This window comes from Desulfosporosinus shakirovi (assembly GCF_020595055.1).
In the GTDB taxonomy this organism is placed as follows: domain Bacteria; phylum Bacillota; class Desulfitobacteriia; order Desulfitobacteriales; family Desulfitobacteriaceae; genus Desulfosporosinus; species Desulfosporosinus shakirovi.
Genome location: NZ_JAJDOO010000029.1, coordinates 16,064 through 38,377, shown reverse-complemented (window position 1 = coordinate 38,377; position 22,314 = coordinate 16,064). Strand labels below are relative to the sequence as shown.

Annotated in this window: 22 protein-coding genes; 18 read left to right on the top strand and 4 right to left on the bottom strand. The window is 41.9% G+C overall.

Annotated features, from left to right (window positions below; genetic code table 11):
- The first annotated feature begins 14 nt into the window (after positions 1–14).
- The 10 genes from LJE72_RS19670 (at position 15) to LJE72_RS19625 (ending at position 9,788) form a co-directional block, all read left to right on the top strand.
- Complete coding sequence (locus tag LJE72_RS19670) at positions 15–1,634, top strand: DEAD/DEAH box helicase (RefSeq protein WP_229249695.1); 1,620 nt, start codon at positions 15–17, stop codon at positions 1,632–1,634.
- A gap of 282 nt (positions 1,635–1,916) precedes the next feature.
- Positions 1,917–2,957: a recombinase RecA gene (gene recA / locus LJE72_RS19665; RefSeq protein ID WP_229249694.1), complete on the top strand. Its 1,041-nt coding sequence runs from the start codon at positions 1,917–1,919 to the stop codon at positions 2,955–2,957.
- Positions 2,935–3,477: a regulatory protein RecX gene (locus LJE72_RS19660; protein WP_229249693.1), complete on the top strand. Its 543-nt coding sequence runs from the start codon at positions 2,935–2,937 to the stop codon at positions 3,475–3,477. Before recA ends, LJE72_RS19660 begins: the two co-directional genes overlap by 23 nt.
- Before the next feature lie 291 nt (positions 3,478–3,768).
- Positions 3,769–5,316 carry a ribonuclease Y gene (gene rny, locus LJE72_RS19655; RefSeq protein WP_229249692.1) on the top strand — a complete coding sequence of 516 codons (1,548 nt, stop codon included), beginning with the start codon at positions 3,769–3,771 and terminating at the stop codon, positions 5,314–5,316.
- A gap of 186 nt (positions 5,317–5,502) precedes the next feature.
- Positions 5,503–6,003, top strand: a complete 501-nt coding sequence (locus LJE72_RS19650; RefSeq protein ID WP_229249691.1) for a hypothetical protein — start codon at positions 5,503–5,505, stop codon at positions 6,001–6,003.
- A 127-nt stretch (positions 6,004–6,130) separates the two neighbouring features.
- A complete protein-coding gene (locus LJE72_RS19645) occupies positions 6,131–6,913 on the top strand; it encodes a TIGR00282 family metallophosphoesterase (protein WP_229249690.1) in 783 nt (260 codons plus the stop codon).
- Between the two features lie 177 nt (positions 6,914–7,090).
- Entirely contained in the window at positions 7,091–7,351 is a 261-nt protein-coding gene (locus LJE72_RS19640) for a stage V sporulation protein S (protein ID WP_073029369.1), read from the top strand.
- Between the two features lie 236 nt (positions 7,352–7,587).
- Positions 7,588–8,538: a dipeptidase gene (locus LJE72_RS19635; protein WP_229249689.1), complete on the top strand. Its 951-nt coding sequence runs from the start codon at positions 7,588–7,590 to the stop codon at positions 8,536–8,538.
- 35 nt (positions 8,539–8,573) lie between these two features.
- On the top strand, positions 8,574–9,416 hold the full coding sequence (locus tag LJE72_RS19630) for a PHP domain-containing protein (protein ID WP_229249688.1): 843 nt from the start codon (positions 8,574–8,576) through the stop codon (positions 9,414–9,416).
- Positions 9,417–9,521: 105 nt separating this feature from the next.
- Positions 9,522–9,788 (top strand): translation initiation factor 2, encoded by a 267-nt coding sequence (locus LJE72_RS19625; protein ID WP_229249687.1) that lies wholly within the window; start codon positions 9,522–9,524, stop codon positions 9,786–9,788.
- 32 nt (positions 9,789–9,820) lie between these two features.
- On the opposite strand, the gene LJE72_RS19620 is transcribed toward LJE72_RS19625, so the two are convergent.
- Positions 9,821–10,321, bottom strand: a complete 501-nt coding sequence (locus LJE72_RS19620) for an HD domain-containing protein (protein ID WP_229249686.1) — start codon at positions 10,319–10,321, stop codon at positions 9,821–9,823.
- A gap of 287 nt (positions 10,322–10,608) precedes the next feature.
- On the opposite strand from LJE72_RS19620, the gene guaB reads away from it, so the two are divergent.
- The 6 genes from guaB (at position 10,609) to LJE72_RS19590 (ending at position 16,988) form a co-directional block, all read left to right on the top strand.
- Entirely contained in the window at positions 10,609–12,060 is a 1,452-nt protein-coding gene (gene guaB, locus LJE72_RS19615) for an IMP dehydrogenase (protein ID WP_229249685.1), read from the top strand.
- 201 nt (positions 12,061–12,261) lie between these two features.
- The gene (locus tag LJE72_RS19610; protein ID WP_229249684.1) at positions 12,262–12,597 is read left to right on the top strand and encodes a hypothetical protein; all 336 of its coding nucleotides are present in this window, start codon (positions 12,262–12,264) and stop codon (positions 12,595–12,597) included.
- Between the two features lie 7 nt (positions 12,598–12,604).
- Entirely contained in the window at positions 12,605–13,762 is a 1,158-nt protein-coding gene (locus LJE72_RS19605) for a glycerate kinase family protein (protein ID WP_229249683.1), read from the top strand.
- 132 nt (positions 13,763–13,894) lie between these two features.
- Positions 13,895–14,476, top strand: a complete 582-nt coding sequence (locus tag LJE72_RS19600; protein WP_229249682.1) for a TetR/AcrR family transcriptional regulator — start codon at positions 13,895–13,897, stop codon at positions 14,474–14,476.
- A 92-nt stretch (positions 14,477–14,568) separates the two neighbouring features.
- Positions 14,569–15,645, top strand: a complete 1,077-nt coding sequence (locus LJE72_RS19595) for a DmpA family aminopeptidase (protein WP_229249681.1) — start codon at positions 14,569–14,571, stop codon at positions 15,643–15,645.
- Positions 15,646–15,740: 95 nt separating this feature from the next.
- Positions 15,741–16,988 carry a hypothetical protein gene (locus LJE72_RS19590; RefSeq protein WP_229249680.1) on the top strand — a complete coding sequence of 416 codons (1,248 nt, stop codon included), beginning with the start codon at positions 15,741–15,743 and terminating at the stop codon, positions 16,986–16,988.
- Here the strand turns inward: LJE72_RS19590 and LJE72_RS19585 are convergent.
- A complete protein-coding gene (locus LJE72_RS19585) occupies positions 16,966–18,207 on the bottom strand; it encodes a two-component system sensor histidine kinase NtrB (RefSeq protein WP_229249679.1) in 1,242 nt (413 codons plus the stop codon). The genes LJE72_RS19590 and LJE72_RS19585 overlap by 23 nt on opposite strands.
- Before the next feature lie 479 nt (positions 18,208–18,686).
- On the opposite strand from LJE72_RS19585, the gene LJE72_RS19580 reads away from it, so the two are divergent.
- A complete protein-coding gene (locus tag LJE72_RS19580; protein WP_229249678.1) occupies positions 18,687–19,139 on the top strand; it encodes an N-acetyltransferase in 453 nt (150 codons plus the stop codon).
- Between the two features lie 139 nt (positions 19,140–19,278).
- Positions 19,279–20,865, top strand: coding sequence for a prenyltransferase/squalene oxidase repeat-containing protein (locus tag LJE72_RS19575; protein WP_229249677.1), 1,587 nt, complete (start codon positions 19,279–19,281; stop codon positions 20,863–20,865).
- An 84-nt stretch (positions 20,866–20,949) separates the two neighbouring features.
- Here the strand turns inward: LJE72_RS19575 and LJE72_RS19570 are convergent, their stop codons facing one another.
- Together LJE72_RS19570 and LJE72_RS19565 are read right to left on the bottom strand one after the other, a co-directional pair.
- Positions 20,950–21,111 carry a hypothetical protein gene (locus LJE72_RS19570; RefSeq protein WP_200797890.1) on the bottom strand — a complete coding sequence of 54 codons (162 nt, stop codon included), beginning with the start codon at positions 21,109–21,111 and terminating at the stop codon, positions 20,950–20,952.
- A gap of 148 nt (positions 21,112–21,259) precedes the next feature.
- Positions 21,260–22,039: a tetratricopeptide repeat protein gene (locus tag LJE72_RS19565; protein ID WP_229249676.1), complete on the bottom strand. Its 780-nt coding sequence runs from the start codon at positions 22,037–22,039 to the stop codon at positions 21,260–21,262.
- Positions 22,040–22,314 lie beyond the last annotated feature (275 nt).

Genomic DNA, 22,314 nt, shown 5'->3' with positions numbered 1-22,314 from the left:
GAGATTACAATTAGGTGATGGTTGAACGTTTACAAACCTTTGGTGATATACAGTTAAGTAAACCCATTTTACAAGCCCTGTCAGAGATGGGGTTTGAAGAGCCTTCTCCGATTCAAAAGGAAGCAATTCCCGTTGCCCTTGATGGGGTTGACCTAATCGGTCAGGCCCAGACAGGAACGGGTAAAACGGCTGCTTTTGGAATTCCTATTACGGAAAAGGTGAATTCAAAATTTCAAGCAGTTCAAGCGCTTATTGTCACGCCTACTCGAGAACTGGCAATACAGGTTGCGGAGGAAATCGCAAAACTTGGAAAGTATAGGCACGTTAAACCGTTGCCGATTTATGGCGGGCAACCTATTGACCGTCAGATTAGAGCCTTGAGAATGGGATATCAGGTGGTTGTCGGAACTCCTGGACGGTTGTTAGACCATTTAAATCGAGGAACACTTCGTTTGCAACATGTGAAAATGGTGGTTCTGGATGAAGCTGACGAAATGCTGGATATGGGCTTCATTGAGGACATCGAGAGTCTTCTAAGGGAGGTCCCTGCTGAAGGAAGGCAAGTTCTGCTCTTCTCGGCAACGATGCCCCCAGGAATTCGTAGATTGGCCCAGACCTATATGAATGCCCCCCGTTCTGTCACGGTCAGTCGGGATGAATTAACCGTTCCTTTAATTGATCAGGTTTTCTATGAAACGAGAGAAAGCATTAAAGTTGATGCTTTAGGCCGTATCATTGATATGGAGGATATCGGACAAGGGATTATTTTCTGCCGCACGAAGCGTGGAGTGGATGAATTGGTGGTGTCGCTTGAAGCTCGAGGGTATTTTGCAGATGCTTTGCATGGGGATTTAAGCCAACAGCAACGGGACCGTGTCATGAAACGGTTCAGAGATGGGAAATCTGAATTATTGGTAGCTACAGATGTTGCTGCACGGGGCTTAGATATTAATAATGTGACCCATGTTATTAACTTTGATATCCCTCAAGATCCGGTATCGTATGTGCATCGGATTGGTCGAACTGGGCGAGTCGGCCGTAAAGGGCAAGCTATAACTCTAATTTCCCCAAAAGAATACCGCCAACTTCGCCTGATTGAGAATCTTATTAAAACGAGAATTCGTCGGCAAGAGCTTCCTTCAATGGCAGATATAAGTGAGCGCCAAGCAGAAAATATTAAGAATCAACTTATTAAACTAATGCAAAGTAATCGCTTGGGCAGTTATCGTGCGATTGTTGGGGACTTGCTCCAAGAATATGATTCCATGGATGTGGCAGCTGCTGCCTTGAAATATGCTATCGAGGGAGCCAATGTGGACGAAATCGACAATAGCAAAGACCCTGATGAACGGCTTTTTGGAAAAACAGGAGCCACACCAGGCATGGTGCGATTTTTTATTAATATTGGCAGAGTTCAACAAATTCGTCCTCAGGATATTATTCGTTGGATTGCAGATCAAAGCGGAATTTCTGGAAACAGTATTGGAATAATAAATATTTATGATAAGTTCACCTTTGTAGAGATTCCTGATAAATATGCTTCCAGAGTTCAGAGCTGCATGCATCAGACAATGATAAAAGGGCGCAAGGTGAGTGTCGAACCAGCTAAGGCACGTGAAAACTCTGACGTTTAACTCAATTTTAAAGTTCTCTTTTTAAAAGGTAATCTAATGACAATAGAAATGATGTGTGGAATAACAATATTTTCGCACGTCATTTCTGAATATAAGTCCTTTTTAATTTATCAATAATCTTGATTTTGACTCAATAAAATATTAGATTAGCAGTTTTAATGTCGGCAGTTTCATAAACAAATTGACAAGTGTTGAAGGGGGCATCTATAATAGAAACCGAACAGATGTTTTGCTAAAAGACAAAATGCTAATCGTTATGACCAAGATGAGGAGGATAAAAGAATGGCCGAAACGAATAAGTTAAAGGCACTTGATATTGCGCTTGCTCAGATTGAAAAGCAGTTCGGTAAAGGTTCGATCATGAAACTTGGTGAATCTTCGGCGGGTATGATGATTGATGTTATCCCGACAGGTTCCTTGGCAATAGATCTGGCCTTAGGAGTTGGAGGGGTACCTCGCGGGCGGGTCATCGAAATTTACGGGCCAGAGTCTTCAGGAAAGACAACGGTAGCGCTTCATATCATTGCTGAAGCCCAAAAACTGGGCGGAGCTGCTGCGTTCATAGATGCGGAGCATGCCCTCGATCCAGTGTATGCAAAAGCATTAGGGGTTAATATCGATGACTTGCTTGTTGCACAACCAGATACAGGTGAACAAGGATTGGAAATCTGCGAGGCCCTTGTGCGCAGTGCTGCTGTCGACGTGGTAGTGGTTGACTCTGTAGCTGCCTTAGTTCCTCGCGCCGAGATTGAAGGCGAAATGGGGGACAATCATGTTGGATTGCATGCTCGCCTAATGTCTCAGGCTTTGCGTAAGTTGACAGGATCCATTAGCAAGAGTAATACTTGTGTTATTTTTATTAACCAAATTCGGGAAAAGATCGGAGTTATGTTTGGCAGTCCAGAGACTACCACAGGTGGACGAGCGCTTAAGTTTTATGCCTCGATTCGGATGGATATACGCCGCCAAGAAGCTATAAAATCAGGGCAAGATGTAATCGGAAACAAAACCCGGGTCAAAGTCGTCAAAAACAAAGTTGCCCCGCCCTTTAAAATAGCGGATTTTGATATCATGTACGGAGAAGGTATTTCTCGTGAGGGAAGTATCGTGGATATAGGCACTGAAATGGAAGTCATTGCAAAATCAGGGGCTTGGTATTCCTATCAAGGAGAGCGGCTGGGGCAAGGGCGAGAGAACGTTAAAGAGTACCTTAAACAACATCCGGAGATGGCTAACGAACTCGAGCAACAGATTCGTGCTAACTTGGTCCCTATAGTAACCACTGATGCAACAGAGGACGATGGTACATTTGACGAGCTCTAAATCTCGCAGAAACGCCAAGGATGTTGCACTGGATTGTTTATCTCGGAGGGCTTTAACCTATTGTGAATTAGAGACTCGCCTCAAGGAAAAAGGCTATGAAAGCTCAGAGATTAGCACAGTGTTAGAAAAACTGCTGGAATGGGGTTATCTTAACGACGAAGAGTTGGCTTTTATGTATTCCAAAAGTCGCCTAAAGCGTTACTCTCGGCGCAGGGTTCAACAAGATATGCAGAATCGAGGATTAGTACCCCAATTAATTGAACAAGCCTTGGGAGAAAACTATTCAAGTAATGATGAGTTTGAACAATGCCTCACTCTCGCTGAACGTTGGTGGGTACAAGAGGGCAAGCGTTGGGAACATAAAAATGCTATTGAAAATACAAAGAAAATGATTCCACGTGAATTATGGGTTCAGCAAAAAATTGCCAGGAAGCTTATTCAGCGGGGGTATCCCACAGATATGGTGAGAAACGTACTTTCTCAGATTAAAATTAATCAGAGTGAAGATGTGGAGATATAGCTCAGTGTATAGAATTCATCCATTTAGGACAAGCTTGACATTGGTTGCAAATGATATTAAAATCTTAACAGAGACCCGTCTCTGTTAAGATTTAACCTTTAAAGGTTTTCTTATAGATTTCGTTGTAGTTAGCTAAAATATGGGTTTTTTTGACTAGCGAGCGAGAGTTGTAGGAAACAGGAGAAGACACCTGTTTTAAAGGTTATGCTTAAAGTGACTGGTTTTGGAAACCAGTTTTTTTTATTTAGAAATAATAAAGTTAAAGTTCAAACAAAGGAGGTGTGTAGACGTATGATGGGACTAGTTATTACCGGGTTGATCTCCGTATTAGTGGGATTAGGTTTAGGTGTCTTAGCAGGCTGGGTTTTTCGTAAGAATACAGCTGAAAAGAGTATTGGATCCGCGGAAGAAGAAGCAAAACGAATCGTTGAGAATGCTCATTCTTCAGCTGAAAGCAAGAAAAGAGAATCTGTCGTTGCGGCTAAAGAAGAAGTCATGCATATTCGCAATGAAGTAGAAAAGGAAACACGAGAACGACGGAATGAACTCCAACGGCTTGAACGACGCTTAGTCCAAAAAGAAGAGAGTCTAGACCGAAAAATTGAGTCATTGGAACGTAAAGAGGAAAACCTACACCGTAAAGAAAACGAAGTAGAACAGCTAAAAGAAGAGTTAAATCAAATTGTAGGCAAGGAACAAGCAGAACTTGAACGTTTGTCGGGCATGACCTCAGAAGAAGCTAAACAACTGTTGCTTAAACGTGTCGAAGAAGACGTTCGCTATGAATCGGCAATTCTAATTAAGGAAATTGAAACTCGTGCAAAAGAAGAAGCTGAGAAACGGGCAAAGAATATTATTGCCTTAGCAATACAGCGATGCGCGGCAGACCATGTTGCTGAAACGACGGTATCTGTTGTAGCATTGCCGAGTGACGAAATGAAAGGACGGATTATTGGTCGCGAGGGACGTAATATCCGTACTTTAGAAACCCTCACAGGGATTGATCTTATCATTGATGATACTCCTGAGGCCGTAATTTTATCGGGTTTTGATCCAATTCGCAGAGAGGTTGCGCGAATTGCTCTTGAAAAACTCATTGCAGATGGACGTATTCACCCAGCCCGAATTGAAGAGATGGTAGAAAAGGCTCAGAAGGAAGTTGATCAAAAGATTCGGGAAGAAGGGGAACAGGCAACCTTTGAAACTGGTGTGCATGGGTTGCACCCAGAATTAATTCGTTTGCTTGGCAGACTGAAATTTCGAACAAGTTATGGACAGAATGTCTTGAAGCACTCGACAGAAGTATCTCATTTAGCAGGATTAATGGCTGCGGAGTTGGGTGTTGATATTCAACTTGCTAAACGAGCTGGTCTGTTGCATGATATCGGCAAGGCTGTCGATCATGATATGGAAGGGACTCACGTACAAATTGGAGTCGACTTGGCCAGAAAATACAAGGAATCCAGTGATGTTACTCATGCCATTGAAGCGCATCATAACGATGTTGAACCAAAAACCGTTGTTGCGGTACTTGTCGCTGCTGCTGATGCAGTTTCTGCGGCTCGGCCAGGAGCACGCAGAGAAACTCTTGAAACGTATATTAAGCGCTTACAAAAACTTGAGGAAATCGCTGAAAGTTTTGAAGGGGTTGAAAAGTGTTTTGCTATTCAAGCCGGACGAGAAGTTCGCATTATCGTTAAACCAGATAAAATTGATGATGTGCTAGCTCCACGCGTTGCCCGTGAGATTAGCAAGCGGATTGAAGAGGAACTTGAATATCCTGGACAAATCAAGGTTGTCGTCATCCGTGAGACTCGAGCAGTTGACTTCGCGAAATAATATTTAATAGTAAAATGTTTAATTAGGCGATCCTGTGGATCGCCTGATTTTTATATGCAGGGTATTATCCCATAAATGACCAGCTCACTTAAGCCGTTTTTGAGCAGGAAATTGCAAGCTGATGCCGAATAGTTAAGAATGTTAGACAGCGAAAAGAGAGGGCTGAAAACAAGGATGTTAAGTAATATGCAATATAAAGATGGAGGACGTTTACAAGATGGAGTTGGGTTGCTAACCTCAATCTTGATGAGATATACCGAAGTAGGATCAGTTCATTATTGGCGGGAACAACATGCCCTAAAGTTCACGTTCATGGTTACGCAACCTCAAGAAGTCAAATCTTTGCGCGAATTTCTAATACCGGCTTTGGAATTCTTTCATCAACTTGAGGGAATGAAGATGCAAGTCTTTGATATCGCCAGCCGGAGCGAGGAAGGCGTTTGTGTGATAACGATTACACGAGATGTTGACAGTATGTCTCAACGTGAAGTAGGACTTATCGTTGAACTTTTAAAGAGAAAATTCACAAAACAGTTGGTCTATGATGAAATGTATCTGCCTGAAGATGAACAGATCTATCAAGAGGAAATGATAACCCAGATGTTGTCGTCGATTCAGTGCAATGATATAAATAAAAACGTTGTCGCGTTGCGAGAAGAAGGTAAGGTCTTGGTGTTCAAGTCCTAGTTTCCTTTATATACTAAAGTTCTAAGCGTAAAACTTCATAAAAACACAGTTATTATCTTGATGAAATAATGGTATCCTATGTATATGGCTAAATACAGTTTAGCCGCTGGGAAGGGAGAATACTTTTTTGCGAATACTATTTATTGGAGATATAGTAGGCAAGCCTGGAAGGGAAGCAATTAAAAAATTTTTAAAACCGCTACAGCTTGAGCATCAAATTGATGTAACCATTGCCAATGGTGAAAATGCAGCAGCTGGAAAAGGCTTAACAAAGGAAATCGCTGAAGAGCTTTATACCAATGGAATTCAATTTTTGACCATGGGTAATCATGTTTGGGATCAAAGAGAAATTATGAACTTCATTGATCGTGAACCCAGACTTATTCGACCAGCTAATTATCCTGTGGGAGCACCTGGGCAAGGACATGGCTACATACGTATTATGGGTAAAAAAATCGGCATTCTAAATCTCTCAGGCCGAGTATTCTTACCACCTCTAGACGACCCTTTTAGTGGGGCAATACGCTGGATCAATCAGATCAAACAAGAAACTCCGATAGTTATTGTGGATTTCCATGCCGAGGCAACTTCGGAAAAGGTCGCTTTGGGCTGGTTCCTTGATGGTAAAGTTAGTGCGGTCTTGGGTACGCATACTCATATTCAGACTGCCGATGCACGCTTACTTCATCAAGGTACAGCTTACATAACTGATGTAGGTATGACTGGACCCAGGGACTCTGTTTTAGGAGTAAAGAAGGAAATTATTATTAATCGTTTTTTGACTCAACTGCCTGCGAAGTTTGAATTGGCAAGTGGTCCGATACAGTTGAATGCTGTGGTCTTGGATATTGATGAGAATACAGGAAGAACGCGGAAAATTAACACAATTCAAATGTTTGCTGAAGGTTAATTTTGATGGGCGAATATATTGTGAAATGGGCTCGAAATATGTTGGAGCTTTTATTCTTTAATAGAAATCTGAAAATTCTTTATCCCCAATAGAGGATTTTGTCTGCTTGCTCTCGAATACATATATTCTAAGTTGTGGTAATACTTGTAAATTAATTCGAGCAGGAGGATGTGTCTAATGGAAGTTTTAAAAGTCTCAGCAAAATCAAGCCCGAATGCGGTTGCAGGAGCTCTTGCGGGGGTACTTCGTGAAAAAGGCGGCGCCGAACTGCAAGCTATTGGCGCTGGTGCTTTAAACCAAGCCGTTAAGGCGGTTGCAATTGCACGCGGTTTTGTAGCTCCGAGTGGAGTCGATCTTATATGTATTCCAGCATTTACAGATGTAATAATTGAGGGAGAAGAGAGAACCGCCATTAAGTTGATAGTCCAGTCCCGATAAGATGTTTCAGGGGCAAATGTATGATAACTCACCTGTTTGCTTAGTCATAAGCAGACAGGTGTTTATTATACTGTCTGGAAAGTCCCTGCGCTTTCGGCTGGGTGCCTTGCTATCCTTGGCGGCACTTTAATGCTTGAACATCCTTTATTGAGCTAAGCCTGTGGGAATACTTGGTCATTTATGACCGACGATCCCTTCGCGCATGTTACTCTTTATGTATCTGAGGAGGCAGTTTTATGAATCCCTATATTGTTGACGGTCATTGTGACAGTTTAATCGATTTTGTCAAGGGTGAAAGGACATTGCTGGATCCTTCTGAAGGAGGGCATTGGGATACCACGCGAGCTAGAATGTCAGGAGTATGTCTTCAGTTTCTGGCCGCCTATATTGAGGCAGAGCATAAGCCATTTATGGCCACAACCCGGGGACTGCAGCTAATAGAAGGAGCTAACCGATTTGTAGCGGGTCATCCTGATCAGCTTTTTCCGATTCTAGGAAAGAAGGATCTCTCACTAATTCCTGACCCTGAGCGGACAGGGATTTTGCTAAGTGTAGAGGGCGGGGAAATTCTAGGGCAAAACCTCTTTATGCTGGATATAATTTATCAATTGGGTGTTAGGGCTTTAGGATTAACTTGGAATCAACGCAATGAATTGGCAGATGGTGCTGATGAAGCAGATACCCAAAGCAGATTGACGAATTTAGGAAAACAAGTTGTTTCGCGCATGAATGAACTGGGAATGCTTATTGATGTTTCTCATCTTAATGAGGCTGGTTTCTGGCATGTACTAGAATTATCGAAGGACCCTATTGTAGCATCACACTCATGCGCTAAGGCGTTATGCAATCATCCACGTAATTTATCAGATCAACAACTTCGTGCTCTGGCAACGCACAAAAGCGTCGTCGGGGTGAATTTCTATCCGCAATTTTTAAAGGAAACAGGAATAGCAACGCGAGAAGATGTAGTTCGTCATATTTGCCATATTGCTGAAGTTGCAGGGGTAGAAACGGTTGGATTGGGGTCGGATTTTGATGGAATTACTGAAGTGCCTGAGGGATTGGAGCAAGTCGGAGACTATCGTTTTCTGATAGACGATTTAAGGAAAGCTGGGTTTTCAAATCAAGAGATTGATAAGATTTCGAGTCAGAACTTTATGCGAATACTCTCGGACGTGTTAAAATAGATGGGGACAGTTAACCGTAGAAATGGGGTTATAATATGACTTCACCATCTATTTTGTACGAAGCCGATTTACATTGTCATACAACTGAATCTGACGGATTATTGACGCCCAGAGAACTTATTCACTTAGCTGCAGATTTAGGCTTAAAAGGCATAGGCATCACAGATCATGATACTGTTCAAGGATGGAGAGAAGCTGAAGAAGCAGGAGCGTACTATAAAATACAGGTTCTTAGAGGAATAGAGCTTAATACGGATTGGCAGGGGAAAGAAGTTCATATCCTTGGATATGAGGTTGATAATACATCATGCTATTTGAATGACAAGCTGAGGAGTTTGCGTGATGCTCGCGAGCAACGTATGATAGAAATCCTGAAACGCTTGGCAACACAGGGAATATCCATTTGTGCAGATGAAGTCCGAAAATTGACAAAAGGGGAGTCTATCGGTCGTCCGCATATAGCCCAGGTACTGATAGAACGAGGTTTTGTAAAAAACATCAAAGAAGCGTTTGAGTGTTACATAGGGATGGGAGCACCAGCTTACGTGCCGCGTTATAAGTTAACCACTGTAGAAGGCATCGAGTTAGTAAGACAAGCCCACGGTATTCCTGTTCTTGCTCACCCTGGGATACAACGATTAGATGAAGGAATTCCCGCCTGGGTTGAAGTCGGTCTCCAAGGAATCGAAGTTTTACATTCTGAGCATAAGTCGGACGATGTGAGCAGATACAGAGCCATTGCTCAACAGTATAAGTTACTCATGACCGGGGGATCAGATTTTCATGGGGAAGCACGTAAACCCGGAGTTGAGCTTGGACGTTGGGGAGTACCTCTTAGGGTCTTAGAGCAGATTCAAGCGTTAGCAAAACTCAATTAAGGTACTGTATCTGCGAAAACAACTGAGTCTTTTTTTACTTAAGGTTTAAAATGCATTTTTCCGGCATACACTATTATTGTAGATAATGCCGGGGGGGCGTAAGATGTGAATTCAATAGACGAAATAAAGTTACTCAGGGATCGTGTCGGGGAATTAGAACAGCGTGTTGAACATTTAAGAGTAAGTCGACGAGTGCTTATGAATTTGTTAGAGAAGGTTGAACGTGAAAAGGTGGCTTTAGTTCGCCACCTTGAAAAGGAAAATGTGCGCTTGCAACGAGATAATAAACGTTTCGCGAAATGGATATTTTCCAAAAACAGGGAGATAGTAGAACTCCAAGATAAAATGGAATCATCCGCTCAAAAAGCATGAGTTTGCCGCTTGGTGACTCATGCTTATTAAAATTAAGACATATTATCCGCTTTTTCCAGGATGCGGCCTAAATCTGTAGTAGGAGTATGGTGCTCGCGGATTAAAAGACAAACAACAGAATTTAGCCCTGCCTTTTTCGCTAAGTATCCGCCCCACAAGGCGTGACGCCCATATACTTTCAGGGGGATTGAGAAGATAGAGGGGCCTCTTTTAAGGTTAGTCCATAAAAATTGGGGCATTTTATTCATCAAGACTATATAAACCCTTTGCCAGAGGCGGATAGAGGCGACGGATTTCCCACAATCATGAAGGAGAGCAGCGGTCATTAAATCTTGAAATTCGTGAAAAGCAATAGGGTTATTTGCTTTAATGATACTCTTAGCAACATCAATCGCATGTCGTTGCTCTGGCTTTGATTGCCGAAGAAAAAGTTTAGATGCATCAGGGGACAAGTGATCTAATGCCCAGTCGATATCAGTTTGATTAAGATGAGGAAAGACAGTGCGGATGAATTGGTGTACTCGGTAGAACATTTTTGCCTCCTCCTTCTTTCCTATCATAATAATCCCAATCTTATTTTACAAGCAGAAAGAGATTCTTATCCCGCAATGATGATGGCAAGAAGGACCTAAAACCAGTATTAATCGAACATGAAGAAATGGGGAGGCATCACTTTTATCTAAGTGTATGCCTTTTATCTATAGAGTTTGAGAGATGAAATTGCTGGTGAATGAATATAGAACAAAAATAGTCATTAAACATGTATTTTTATTATATTTCTGTTATACTAATTAGAAAACTATTGGGAAGGGAGCTAATCATGTCCAATCGTATTATCAATGAAGCGGCACTTACCTTTGATGATGTTCTTATTGTTCCGGCCAAATCTGAGGTGCTTCCTCGAGATGTCGACGTCAGCACATACTTAACGAAGAAGATTAAACTCAATATTCCCCTTATGAGCGCTGGTATGGACACTGTTACTGATTCTCGAATGGCGATCTCAATCGCGCGGGAAGGCGGAATAGGGATTATTCATAAAAATATGAGTATCAAACAACAAGCCTTAGAAGTGGATAAAGTTAAACGTTCTGAACATGGTGTAATCACGGATCCCATCTTTTTAAATCCAACCGATAGCATTATGCAAGCCTTGAAGCTGATGGAACGTTATAGAATTTCAGGGGTTCCGATTACCGTTGAGGGAAAACTGGTTGGAATATTGACTAACAGAGACCTGCGCTTTGAGAAAAACTTCAATCGACTAATATCCGAGGTTATGACAAAGACCAATTTAGTAACTGCTCCTGTCGGGACAACCCTTGAACATGCACAAGAAATATTAGGACAACATAAGATTGAAAAGCTGCCTATTGTTGATTCGGACGGTATGCTTAAGGGGCTTATCACGATTAAGGATATTGAAAAAGCACGTCAATATCCGAATTCTGCTCGAGATGAAGGCGGTCGATTAGTAGTAGGAGCAGCTGTAGGTGTTACTGCAGATACATTACAACGTGCTGAGGCGTTGGTTAAAGCTCGTGTTGATGTTATTGTACTAGATACCGCTCATGGACATTCCAGAGGGGTATTAGAAATGGTTAGAGTCTTAAAAGATCGTTTTCCTGAGACTCAGCTAATTGCTGGTAATGTAGCAACAGCTGACGCAACACGGGATCTGATTGAAGCGGGTGCTGATGGAATCAAGGTTGGAATCGGACCCGGATCCATTTGTACTACGCGAATAGTTGCCGGAATCGGAGTTCCTCAGATTACAGCGGTAATGGATTGTGCTGAAGAGGCAGAGAAATATGGTATTCCAGTTATCGCAGATGGTGGCATTAAATTCTCGGGTGATATAGTAAAAGCCCTGGCCGCTGGAGCTCGGATCGTGATGATCGGAAGTCTCTTTGCAGGCACTGAAGAGAGTCCTGGAGATTTAGAAATTTATCAGGGACGAAGTTTCAAAGTTTACCGGGGCATGGGATCAATAGGTGCCATGAAAGAGGGAAGCCGAGACCGTTATTTTCAAGAAAAGGATCAGAAGCTTGTTCCGGAGGGAATTGAAGGTCGCGTTCCATATAAAGGACCGGTATCTGAAACAATCTATCAAATGATTGGAGGACTGCGGGCAGGGATGGGGTATTGCGGAACCGCAAACATTGAGGCCCTTCGGACTCAAACTAACTTCATTCGTATTACAGCTGCAGGACTAAGGGAAAGTCATCCTCACGATGTAACGATAACCAAGGAAGCGCCTAACTATAGTTAATAATCGTTGCTTTTAGTGAGTTGCCGTCTCTAGTCCCCGTTTCTTATCGAGACTAATGTAATGAGCGATATTCAAATCAGAAACTGGCGACTTGCGGCTATCAGAAATAGATCTCTAGAATTGGGGAGAGAGTGTAACTCTCTCCCCAATTCTAGTAATGAGTTTTCAAAAGCGCAAGTTCTTAAAATTATGGGGGTACGAATGAATTTTGCTTTTTGGCGATATCAACTTATCTTAGGTTCACTCTTCATTTTTTGGGTAGATTTTTTTGTTTCAGGTGGCTCGCTTAATCAGTTGGCTTTTAATTTTGCTATCTTTTATCCGCTTGGTTTTTTGGTAGGGTATCGTCGGAAATATGAGAATCTGGGTTCTGCATACCTGGCTGCCTTTGTATTTAACCTTTTATCTTATCTAATGGCTTACCTTGCTGAGGTTCCCATTGAAAGTTGGACAATGGTCCTTTTAGATTTCACCAGTCTTGTCGCTTTCCTTAATATTGGTATGTATATTGGGCGCCGCGCTCAATCTAAGGAGTGAAAAAATAATGAGAATTGTCATTGCACCAGACTCATTTAAGGGTTGCCTGAACGCCTTAGGCGTTGCCCAAGCTATGCGAAAAGGGGTACAACGGGTCTACCCAGAAAGTATAGTTGAGATGATCCCAATGGCAGATGGCGGAGAAGGCACGGTTGAAGCAATGCTTAGTTCGGTTTGTGGAGTAAAGGTCAAGGTTAATACAACTGATCCTCTTGGACGCCCACTAGAGGCAACCTACGGTCTTATAGACAATGGTTTGACCGCTATCATTGAGATGGCCGCAGCTTCAGGGTTAACTCTCTTATCGAACGAGGAAAAACGCCCTCGCATAACCTCTACCTATGGAACAGGTTTGCTCATTCGGGATGCACTGGAACGTGGCGTTAATAAGATTCTTCTCGGTATAGGCGGGAGTGCAACTAATGACGGAGGAGCAGGCCTTGCTGTTGCGTTAGGAGTGAAGTTGCTGGACTCCCAAGGCAAGCAGTTGCCTCCGGGAGGAGCGGCACTTGCTTCTCTAAGCAGTATAGATATGTCAGAAATTAATCCAAAGTTATCTAAGGTGAAGATCGAGGTAGCTTGTGATGTTCAAAATCCGCTTTGTGGTCCGGAGGGTGCCAGCGCCGTTTATGGTCCGCAAAAAGGTGCAAGTCCTGAAGATGTCAAGGTACTGGATGCCGCTTTAAATACTTTAGGAGAACGTCTGAGTGCTGTTACAGGTACAAAACTGTTAGAGCTGGCCGGTGGTGGAGCTGCAGGAGGATTGGGAGCAGGTGCCGTCGGTTTTTTAGGAGCACAACTGAGAGCAGGGTCACAAATAGTTTTAGAAGTATCCAACGCGGATGAAAAGATTAAGTGCGCTGATTTGGTACTGACGGGTGAAGGAAGAACTGATTTTCAGACGGCGTACGGTAAAGTTCCAGTAGGGGTTGCAGCCTTGGCGAAAAAGCATAATGTGCCTGTTTTGGTCATCTCGGGATCAGTGGAGGGGCCGCCGGATGTTTTCTTCGTCCAAGGAATCCAAAGTTGCTTTAGTGTTTCTGAAGGTCCCGGAACCTTAAAAGAAGCCTTTGCTAAAGCGCAGGAACAATTGGAACGTGCAGTCTGGAGGATCTTGACGGTATGGAAACTGGGATCTGAGTCCGCAGAGAGAAAAAAGATCTAAGTACCTGTTCTTTGAAATGACTGGAAAAAAAGAAGACAACCCCCTTCGGAAAAGAAGGAAAATAATGGAAGTTGTAGAATAAGTGATAAAGGCTTATTATCGGCTGACATTGCAATGCAAAGGGGGGGGAAGATGACTGAGTTGTCCCGTAGAGAGAGAAAGAAAAAAGAAACTCGCGAAAAGATATTCTCTAATGCTATGCAACTATTTCGTTCGCAAGGGTTTTCTGCCACGTCTGTTGAACAGATTACCCAGCAGGCTGACGTTGGGAAAGGAACGTTCTATAATTATTTTCCTACTAAAGAAGCCGTTATTAAAGAGTTTTCAAGGCGTTCCTGGCAAGATCTTACCGATAGGGGACGTAAAAAACCCAGTTTGTGTACACGGCAACGATTAAGTACCCTGCTTCAAGATTGGGCAGAATTTATGATTAAGGATCGTGAAATCGCCTGGGTTACAGTTCGGAGTCGTGAAGGTACTGATTATGATATGAGCTTGCACTATGGGTTGTTAGCTATTCTGACGGTTGGGCAACAAAATGGCGAAATCAGCAGTGAGTTTGATCCTGCATTTTTAGCAGAAAGCCTTGAAGGAATGATGGTTCAACATTTTATTCGTTGGTTTGTTTCTGGGACTGGGGATTTGTATGAAGAGTTAAACCATGCACTATCAGTCTTTTTAGATGGCCTTACAGAAAAGAAGTGGGAGGCCTGACAGAAAGGATCTTAGATTTCACCCATAAATCTTAAAGTTTTTATTCATATCCCTCGGTTGTATCCCATAGAGTTACAACGGAGGGGTTTTTGATGCAAGAAAGAAGTTCGCCAAGGGATTTAGGACTATGGATGGGTCAGATGACAGTCGGCGCAAATAACGATATTACAGATGTACCTGGAGTGAGAGTCGGTCATTTATCCTTAATTCAGGGAGTTGGACCTTTAATTTCTCACGGGAAGGGTCCTGTCAGAACGGGGGTAACAGCAATTTTGCCTCGACCTGAGAATCTTTATCGTAAACCATGTAACGCAGGGATAGCGGTTATAAATGGCTACGGAAAGTCTCTTGGAGTTCCCTATATTCAAGAGACGGGGATCTTAAATTCTCCGATCCTCTTAACGAACACTCTTAGCGTAAATGACGTTGCAAATGGAGTTGTCACATATTTGTTACAACAAAATCCTGAGATCGGAAATAATGCACGAACCCCAAATATTGTTGTCATGGAATGTGACGATTCTTACCTAAATGACATCAGGGGGCGACATGTTAAATCATGGGATGCAATACTTGCGCTTCAGCGTGCTGCAAAGGGCCCGATTGAGCAGGGGAATGTCGGAGCGGGGGTTGGTATGTCTTCTTTTCAAATGAAAGGAGGAATCGGTAGTTCTTCACGTTTCGTTCAAGATCAAAGTGGCAGGAGTTATGTACTGGGAATGTTGGCCTTGGCAAACTTTGGAGTATTAGAGGACTTTCTTTTAGCTGGGGTTCCGGTAGGTAAATTATCATCCCACCAACCGTTGGGTTATGTCCCTGGTTCGTTGATTCTCGTAGGAATTACTGATGCTCCCTTATCGCGCTGGCAATTAAAACAATTAGCGGGCAGAGCAAGTTTGGGAATGGCTCGTACCGGAGCAATCTCAATGCAAGGCAGTGGAGATTTTTGCCTAATGGTTAGTAATAATGTTAGTCATCAAAACAATTTCTTGTCAGACTGGGATTTAGATTCTTTTTTTAGAGCAGTGGTGGAAGCAAGTGCAGAAAGCATCTGGAACTCTATGTTTTTTGCTCAAACAATGGAAGGGCGTGACGGGCATATCCGGTACGCTCTCCCAATCAAGGAAACCTTGCAGCTTGTCCGCAATTGGCAAGGTGGGCTTCATTAGTATTTATTGACGGATATAAACGATGATTATTTGTCATGATCTTCGTACTTAGCGCGTAAACATCCTTATGGAGAAAAGCTAAGGGAGGGTCATTGTTGAGCATTACCTGGAATACAATCTGGGAATCACATCCTGACGTATTTATCGTTAAGGATTGGAAAGAGTACTCGGAAGATAAAAAAAGATCAAGTCGTCTTCCTCTTCAGTATGCTTATTTTATGGGCGGAGAGACGACTTTAAGAGTAGGGATTATTGCTTGTTCCTCGATAATTCGCGAGGAAGAGTTTCTTTTGGCAGGTCTGTTATGGGGACACCGACTTAGCAATGGCGCGAAGACAGTGATATATTATGTTGCTCCCGATTTTTCAAAGCCCTTTTTAACAGGACTCTCAAAAATCGGGGGAACAATTGATGCAAGAGCGGTATATTGGCGTGAAAAGCTGACGCCCAGTTTATACCCCATTCCAGAGAAGCAACTGCTTAGCCATTCCAGATATGCCTTAGGAGAAGAACGACCAGATTGGAAGCGCTGGGGAGCAGGCCTTAATCCAGTGGCCAGACAACAACTGATAACGATTAAGGATTTTTTTAGTAAGTTAGCAAGTCGTGGAGTTCAGTTACTGGTAAAAAATCAATCTATTAATGTCATTTGGGGAAACTTTGAAATCGCAGAAGTCCGTCGCAAAGGTAAGAAATTCGAACTAAGTACTAAGTTAAAGTGGCTAAAGTCGAAGGAGCATATGCTGAAGTGGCAAAAACAGGGGTGGGTTGATTCTTCAGGTTCGTTAAACGCTGGTTTCTGTGCCACAATCTTAGAAATTTTGGATTATCTTGAAGCTTTGGAGCAAGAAGGGAAACTCCGCCCTCAAGATCTCCTTGCTTCGTTACTTTATAAGGGGGAAGGAGCCTTAAAAATGCTCTGGGGGAGTCCGTGGGCATGGCCGTGGTTACCTAAAGAGCGAAGTGAAAATTCCGTTATAGAGTTTGAAGAGTGGTCTTTTTTTCAAGGTAATGGACAACTAAGTGTTGTATGCCCTATATTTGAGAAGCCGCTTTTAAAGGGTGTACGGAGTATTTTGTTGGCATCGGTGTTAGAACGAAGCCTGCTTTTAGTGAGTGCCAAAGATGATCAGGGGAATCCTTTAGTCTGGGATGGCCGAGTACACTGGCTAACAACACTAGGCAAGGAAGAAGAGCTTCGTCGTTGCTACAGTTGGTTGAATGATCCAGGCAGGTTTCCAATTTGGACGTTACCAGAAAATTGGCTGGAAAATGGAATTTATGAACTCAACTGTCAAAGTAATTACTTGAACCATTCCCTTATGCAGAAAGGCTACCTGTAAAATTAGATAAACTGGGAAAATCAATCGTGACTTCGGTTCCTGTAGAGGAAGACGAGTCAGAAAAATGAAGCTTGCCATGATGGGTGAGAATGATTTGTTGAGCAATGGTTAACCCTAACCCAGTGCCTTCCTTATGTGTGGTGAAAAATGGGTCGAGAATTCGTTGACGCAGGTTTTCAGGAATACCCGGTCCGTCATCGATGATATTGACGCTTACACAAGATTCCTCTTCTCTTAAGCGAATAATAACATTTCCTCCTTTTGGAGAGGCTTCAATTGCGTTATTAAGTATGGATAACAATGCCTGGAGGAGTTGTTCACGGTCGCCCATTATATAGACCGGATGTGAGGGGAATTCCAGAACAAGGTTAACTCCTTGCTTATGGAGGCGGGTTTGAATTGCTTGAGTCATTGAGGGAATGGCTTCTGCAAGGTTAAGTCTCTCTAAATGAGGTGCGGAAGGATTAGTTAAAAGGATAAAGTTATTAAGTAACTGATCAATGGTTTGAATTTCATCGAGAATAAGTTGTTGGTAAGGACGAAATGATTCCGGCCATTGATCAGGGGTTATGAGTTGCATAAAACCTTTGATCGTCGTCATTGGATTGCGGATTTCATGAGCTAAACCCGCAGAAACTTGACTGATAATCGAGAGCTTTTCAACTTGCAATTCAGATTCTAAACGGTTTTTTGCTTCACTGATATCAAAAAGAGTTACAAGTATTCCAGATGGATTGTTATGGTCCAGTAATGGACGAGTACGAAATTTTAGCTGTTTGACAATCCCTTTTTGTGTCCAGGTAAAATCACCATTCTCGGGAACGTTGGATGGATGAGAATTTGGTAAGATGCCTAGAACATCATAGATAGGTTTACCGACTAAATAGGACTCAGGCAATGACAATAGATAAGACGATTGAGAATTTAATTCAAGAATAGTCCCCGTATCATCCAATAAGATAACCGCTTCACGAGTATAGTCAACTGTCTGAACTAAAGGTGGATTCTGTCGCAGAAGTGCACGCATTGTTTTGAGGTGTCGTTGATGAAGTATGCGTTCTTGTTTTTCCTTCCGGTCAAAGAGAACCATTATAACAAGCAGGAAAGTGATGTGAACTAATAATAGTAACGGACTTGACGAAAGGATAGGATTTGCATAAGAGACTACCAAGACTATAGTGGCGAATATAACCCAAACTCTTCCCCAAGTAGTAAACAAGAGTTCGAACCATATGATGAGGATGATAAATGGGGTGAACTTCAAGGTTATGTGCAAGGAGTCGGGTAAGAATAAGATATCACATAATACAATGGTTATTATAAATAAGACAGATAGAAAGATCAAAGCCTTATGTCGCTGGAAAGAATGAAAGCGTAATTTTAGGGGAACCACATTGATAATCTCCTTCCAAAAACTACTATATGCAACACACTGACATAGTTTATCATAAGAAGGCGTAAAAAATTGTAAGAAAAAGGAGATTTGATAATTTGCAGAATTGGTATAAAGCGGCCTATAACCCAATAGTTTAGAATTAAGTTCAAAAAAGATATTTCAAAATCCGACAATCAATTAACATAGACAAGATTTAAAGCTAAATATTTTCCTTGAACTAAATACTTTATAAAAAAGGGGATATGCAAGAATATAAAATATGGTGTATAATTATGCAAAACCTAAAAAGGGGAATAATAAAGATGAAATTGCGTAAGGCAAGAATAGCGGATGTTGAAGCTATGATGTCATTGATTAACAGTAATGCGGAACAAGGGCTCATGCTTCCCAGATCAAGAAATATGCTGTATGAAAACATCCGCGAGTTCCTGCTGGTTGAAGTGGATGACCAATTAGTGGGGGTTGCTTCGCTTCATATACTGTGGAGTGATTTGGCAGAGATAAGAGCATTAGCAGTTGCAAGCGAATACAAAAGAAGAGGAATTGGAACACGGATTGTTAGAGCACTTGAAGATGAAGCGAGAGAACTTGGCTGTTCAAAAGTTTTTGCCCTAACATATCAGCCTGAGTTTTTTAAATACTGTGGCTACGAAGAGGTCAGTAAAGACCAAATGCCGCAAAAAGTTTGGACTGAGTGTATTAACTGCATTAAATTCCCTAATTGTGATGAAATTGCTGTCAGTCGAACTCTTTAGTTTCTTTTTGCTGCAGAGCTTACAATAAATTTCTCAAAGTGCCGAGCCTTAGGTTCGGCATTTTCTATGGAACAGATTTTCTCTCATCAACATAGTTAATACTATGGCATGCGCTAAATATGGAGACGGAGAGAGTTCTATGGAGCTTAAAAATGAAGTCCAAAAGAGTCTTGATCTAGCAAGGTTTTATGTATCTGAGGGTGTGCAACAGATCCTACAAGGGAAAGTGGATGAATTACACAGTGTTTCTCCCAGTCAAGGAGCTACGGCACTTGCATCACTCGCTCTTTTAGCCATAGGCAGAGGGTATGAGAAGGCTCAGCAACGAGGAATAAAATGGTTGAAGCAGCAGGATCAAGGAGGATGGGGTAAATTTCCCGGAGATAAACCTGATGAAGAGATCACGCAGATCGTGAGCATGGTTCTTCAGGGAAGTGAAGGAGGATGGAAGGCCAAGGTTAAACTTTTATCACAGACAAAACGATTTTCTCATGTGATTTTATCATTAGGGCAAAGAGTTATTCCTGGCTTGGAGGGACCTTCACAGGAAGAAATATTACTTCCCGCTATTCTTGAAGATAGGATATTAACAAAAATGCCAATATATGGTAGATCTGTCGTGGTAGCTGCGTCGATCCTTGGCTCAAACTCTCAAGAGGGAGTTCATCAGGGTATTCAATATCTTATTAAAACACAAATGCAAGACGGTTCATGGGCAGAAGATATTATAGCTACGAGTATGTCCATTCTGGCGATGATAAGCAAGGGAATTCATACGGAACAAACTCAAAGAGCTGGGCGGTGGCTAGTACAGAAACAATATGAGAGTGGTGGATGGTCTGCTTTTGACCAACTAAACGTATGGTCAATTGGTTGGGCTGTGAGTGTTTTTGGAGAAATAACTCAAAATCCATCAGATATCCTTTGGCTAGATGAAGCAATAGATTGGTTAAAAAGGGCACAAAATCTAGATGGAAGTTATGGAAGCACCCCTCCATACACCCACCCTGACTTGGATGATACGGCTGTTGCCTTGATTGGATTGCATCAGGTATTCGGGGAACGAAACCAGCTTGGGGCAGACCTTCTTAAGAGGCTTCAAAATGCCGATGGAAGCTGGAGTACGTTTCCAAGTTTCCACGGGATACCGCCCAATGTTTCTTCAGAGTTTCCAGTATATATACCGAGTGTTGATGTAAGTATCCACGTTTTAGAAGCATTATGGCGGGCTTCACGTTCACAAGAGCAGATAATATGGCATGGGCTAAATTGGATTTTAACTCAGCAAGATGAACAAGGTGCTTTTCCGGCATCATGGTTCGAGGGGTCTGTATATAGTACAGCTCAGGCCCTGGAATTGTTTAGTAAGTGGAAGTTCAGCTGGGAACGATGGAACACCGCACGTCACATTCTAGGAGCAAGAAAGAAAGGGCTAGAGTTTCTGATAGAAGCACAAGATTCTAATGGAGGGTGGGGCTCGGTTGTTGAAACTAGCTTAGCAATTGCAGGGTTATGGCGTTATTCGAAAAAATTTCCCAATAAAATTATAGATAACGGATTAAAAAACCTTCTCTCTGCACAGAGCAACAACGGTTCATTTGAACCTTCTCATCGTGGAATCTATGCTAAGGGGTGGAATTATGAAGAGCCGATAACAACTGCGTTAACAGCTATTCGTGCTTTACAACGTTACCAACGATTGTACAAAAGTTCATTTTTTAGGTAAATAAGGATTGGTTTTATAAATATATTTAAGAGCCTTCATTTCGTAAGGCTCTTAAATATATAATTCAATTCCAGCTGTTTTTAGTTAATTCTTCCTAAGGATCGTATGAAGAAAATTCCATTGAAAGTCAAGGTAGGCATTACTCACTTCGTATTCGCTCAAGCCTTTGGAGAGGAGATACTCACGAGAGGATGCTTCAAAATCAAGAATAAATCCGAGAACCTCGTTGGCATGAGTTGACAGCATTTTTCACCCTCCATTTCAAACTTGCGGTTAGTCTTGTCCGATTTTGCCATAACCTATTAGTTTTATAACCTATTATAGAAAATTTCCTACGAAAAAGCTGTTGTAATAGGGAATATGGATTAGAAGCAAAAGAGAAAAGAAAGAAGAACTAATAAGTATTTTTGCGTTTTTTTGCGAAATCAACATGAACAGACGAGCAACGACGCCAAAGCGAGACGTCTAGCAGAAGAAGATTTCCTGCACGATAATGTTTTTTAGCATGAGAAATGTCATTTAGGCTAATATAGCAATCTGCAAGATTATGATGGATACTAGCTAAACAGCCCAATGACAGAAACTTTTGAGTCAACCAATGGTCACCACTTTTAGGAAACTTATTTTGCTTTGCAAGATGTAAACTTCGTTCGAACAATCTAATTGCTTCGGGAACTTTCCCAATTTGTTTCAGAATGCGACCCTGTGTTGCCAGCAGCAGGGGATCAACTAACGCGTAGGGATTATCTCTTAAAATATAGAGTGCCCTACTTGCCTTACCTTCTTTAAGCAGGATGTCTCCGAGGGTCATGCAGAGTAAGGGGTCATGGCTTGTCAAGAATTTTTCTAAGAGAGATATTGACTGAGCGGGTTCATGAAAATAATAGTATAGTTGGCTGGCAAAGCGGGCTATAGACAAAGGACTGGTGTCTTGCGAAATTACGTGAGCCATCCTTTTCGCAGCTAACTTTTGTTCTGGAGGGTTAAAGTTTCTTTTCAAGACCATGGCCATATAGGAAATGCCTAGCCCGATGGCTAGAACATATAGCCCGCTATGCAAGTCAAAGGTCCAAACAATAATGGTTGATATGAGTATAGAGAATGTCGCTAAAAACATAAAATAGTATAATTTTTGTACATAAAGTATTTCTAGATCGTATTTGATCCCGCTCATTTTATCCCCTCACTCATAATTACGATTGACAGAAGATAAATAGAACTCGTTTCAAACCTTTGTTAGATAAAAAAGAAGCAGGTATTTAATGAACAAGAGAGTGCTTTTTTTATTCTAAACCTTTAATTCAGAAGAATTCTCAAATAAGTTTTTTGAAAATAAAATTGAGGATTTCCGCGTCCGGAAATCCTCATTGCGCAAAACCTAGAAGATTTAACTACTACTAGACTTTACTGATTAAACCATAACGCAAATATTGTCGAAAATCAATATGT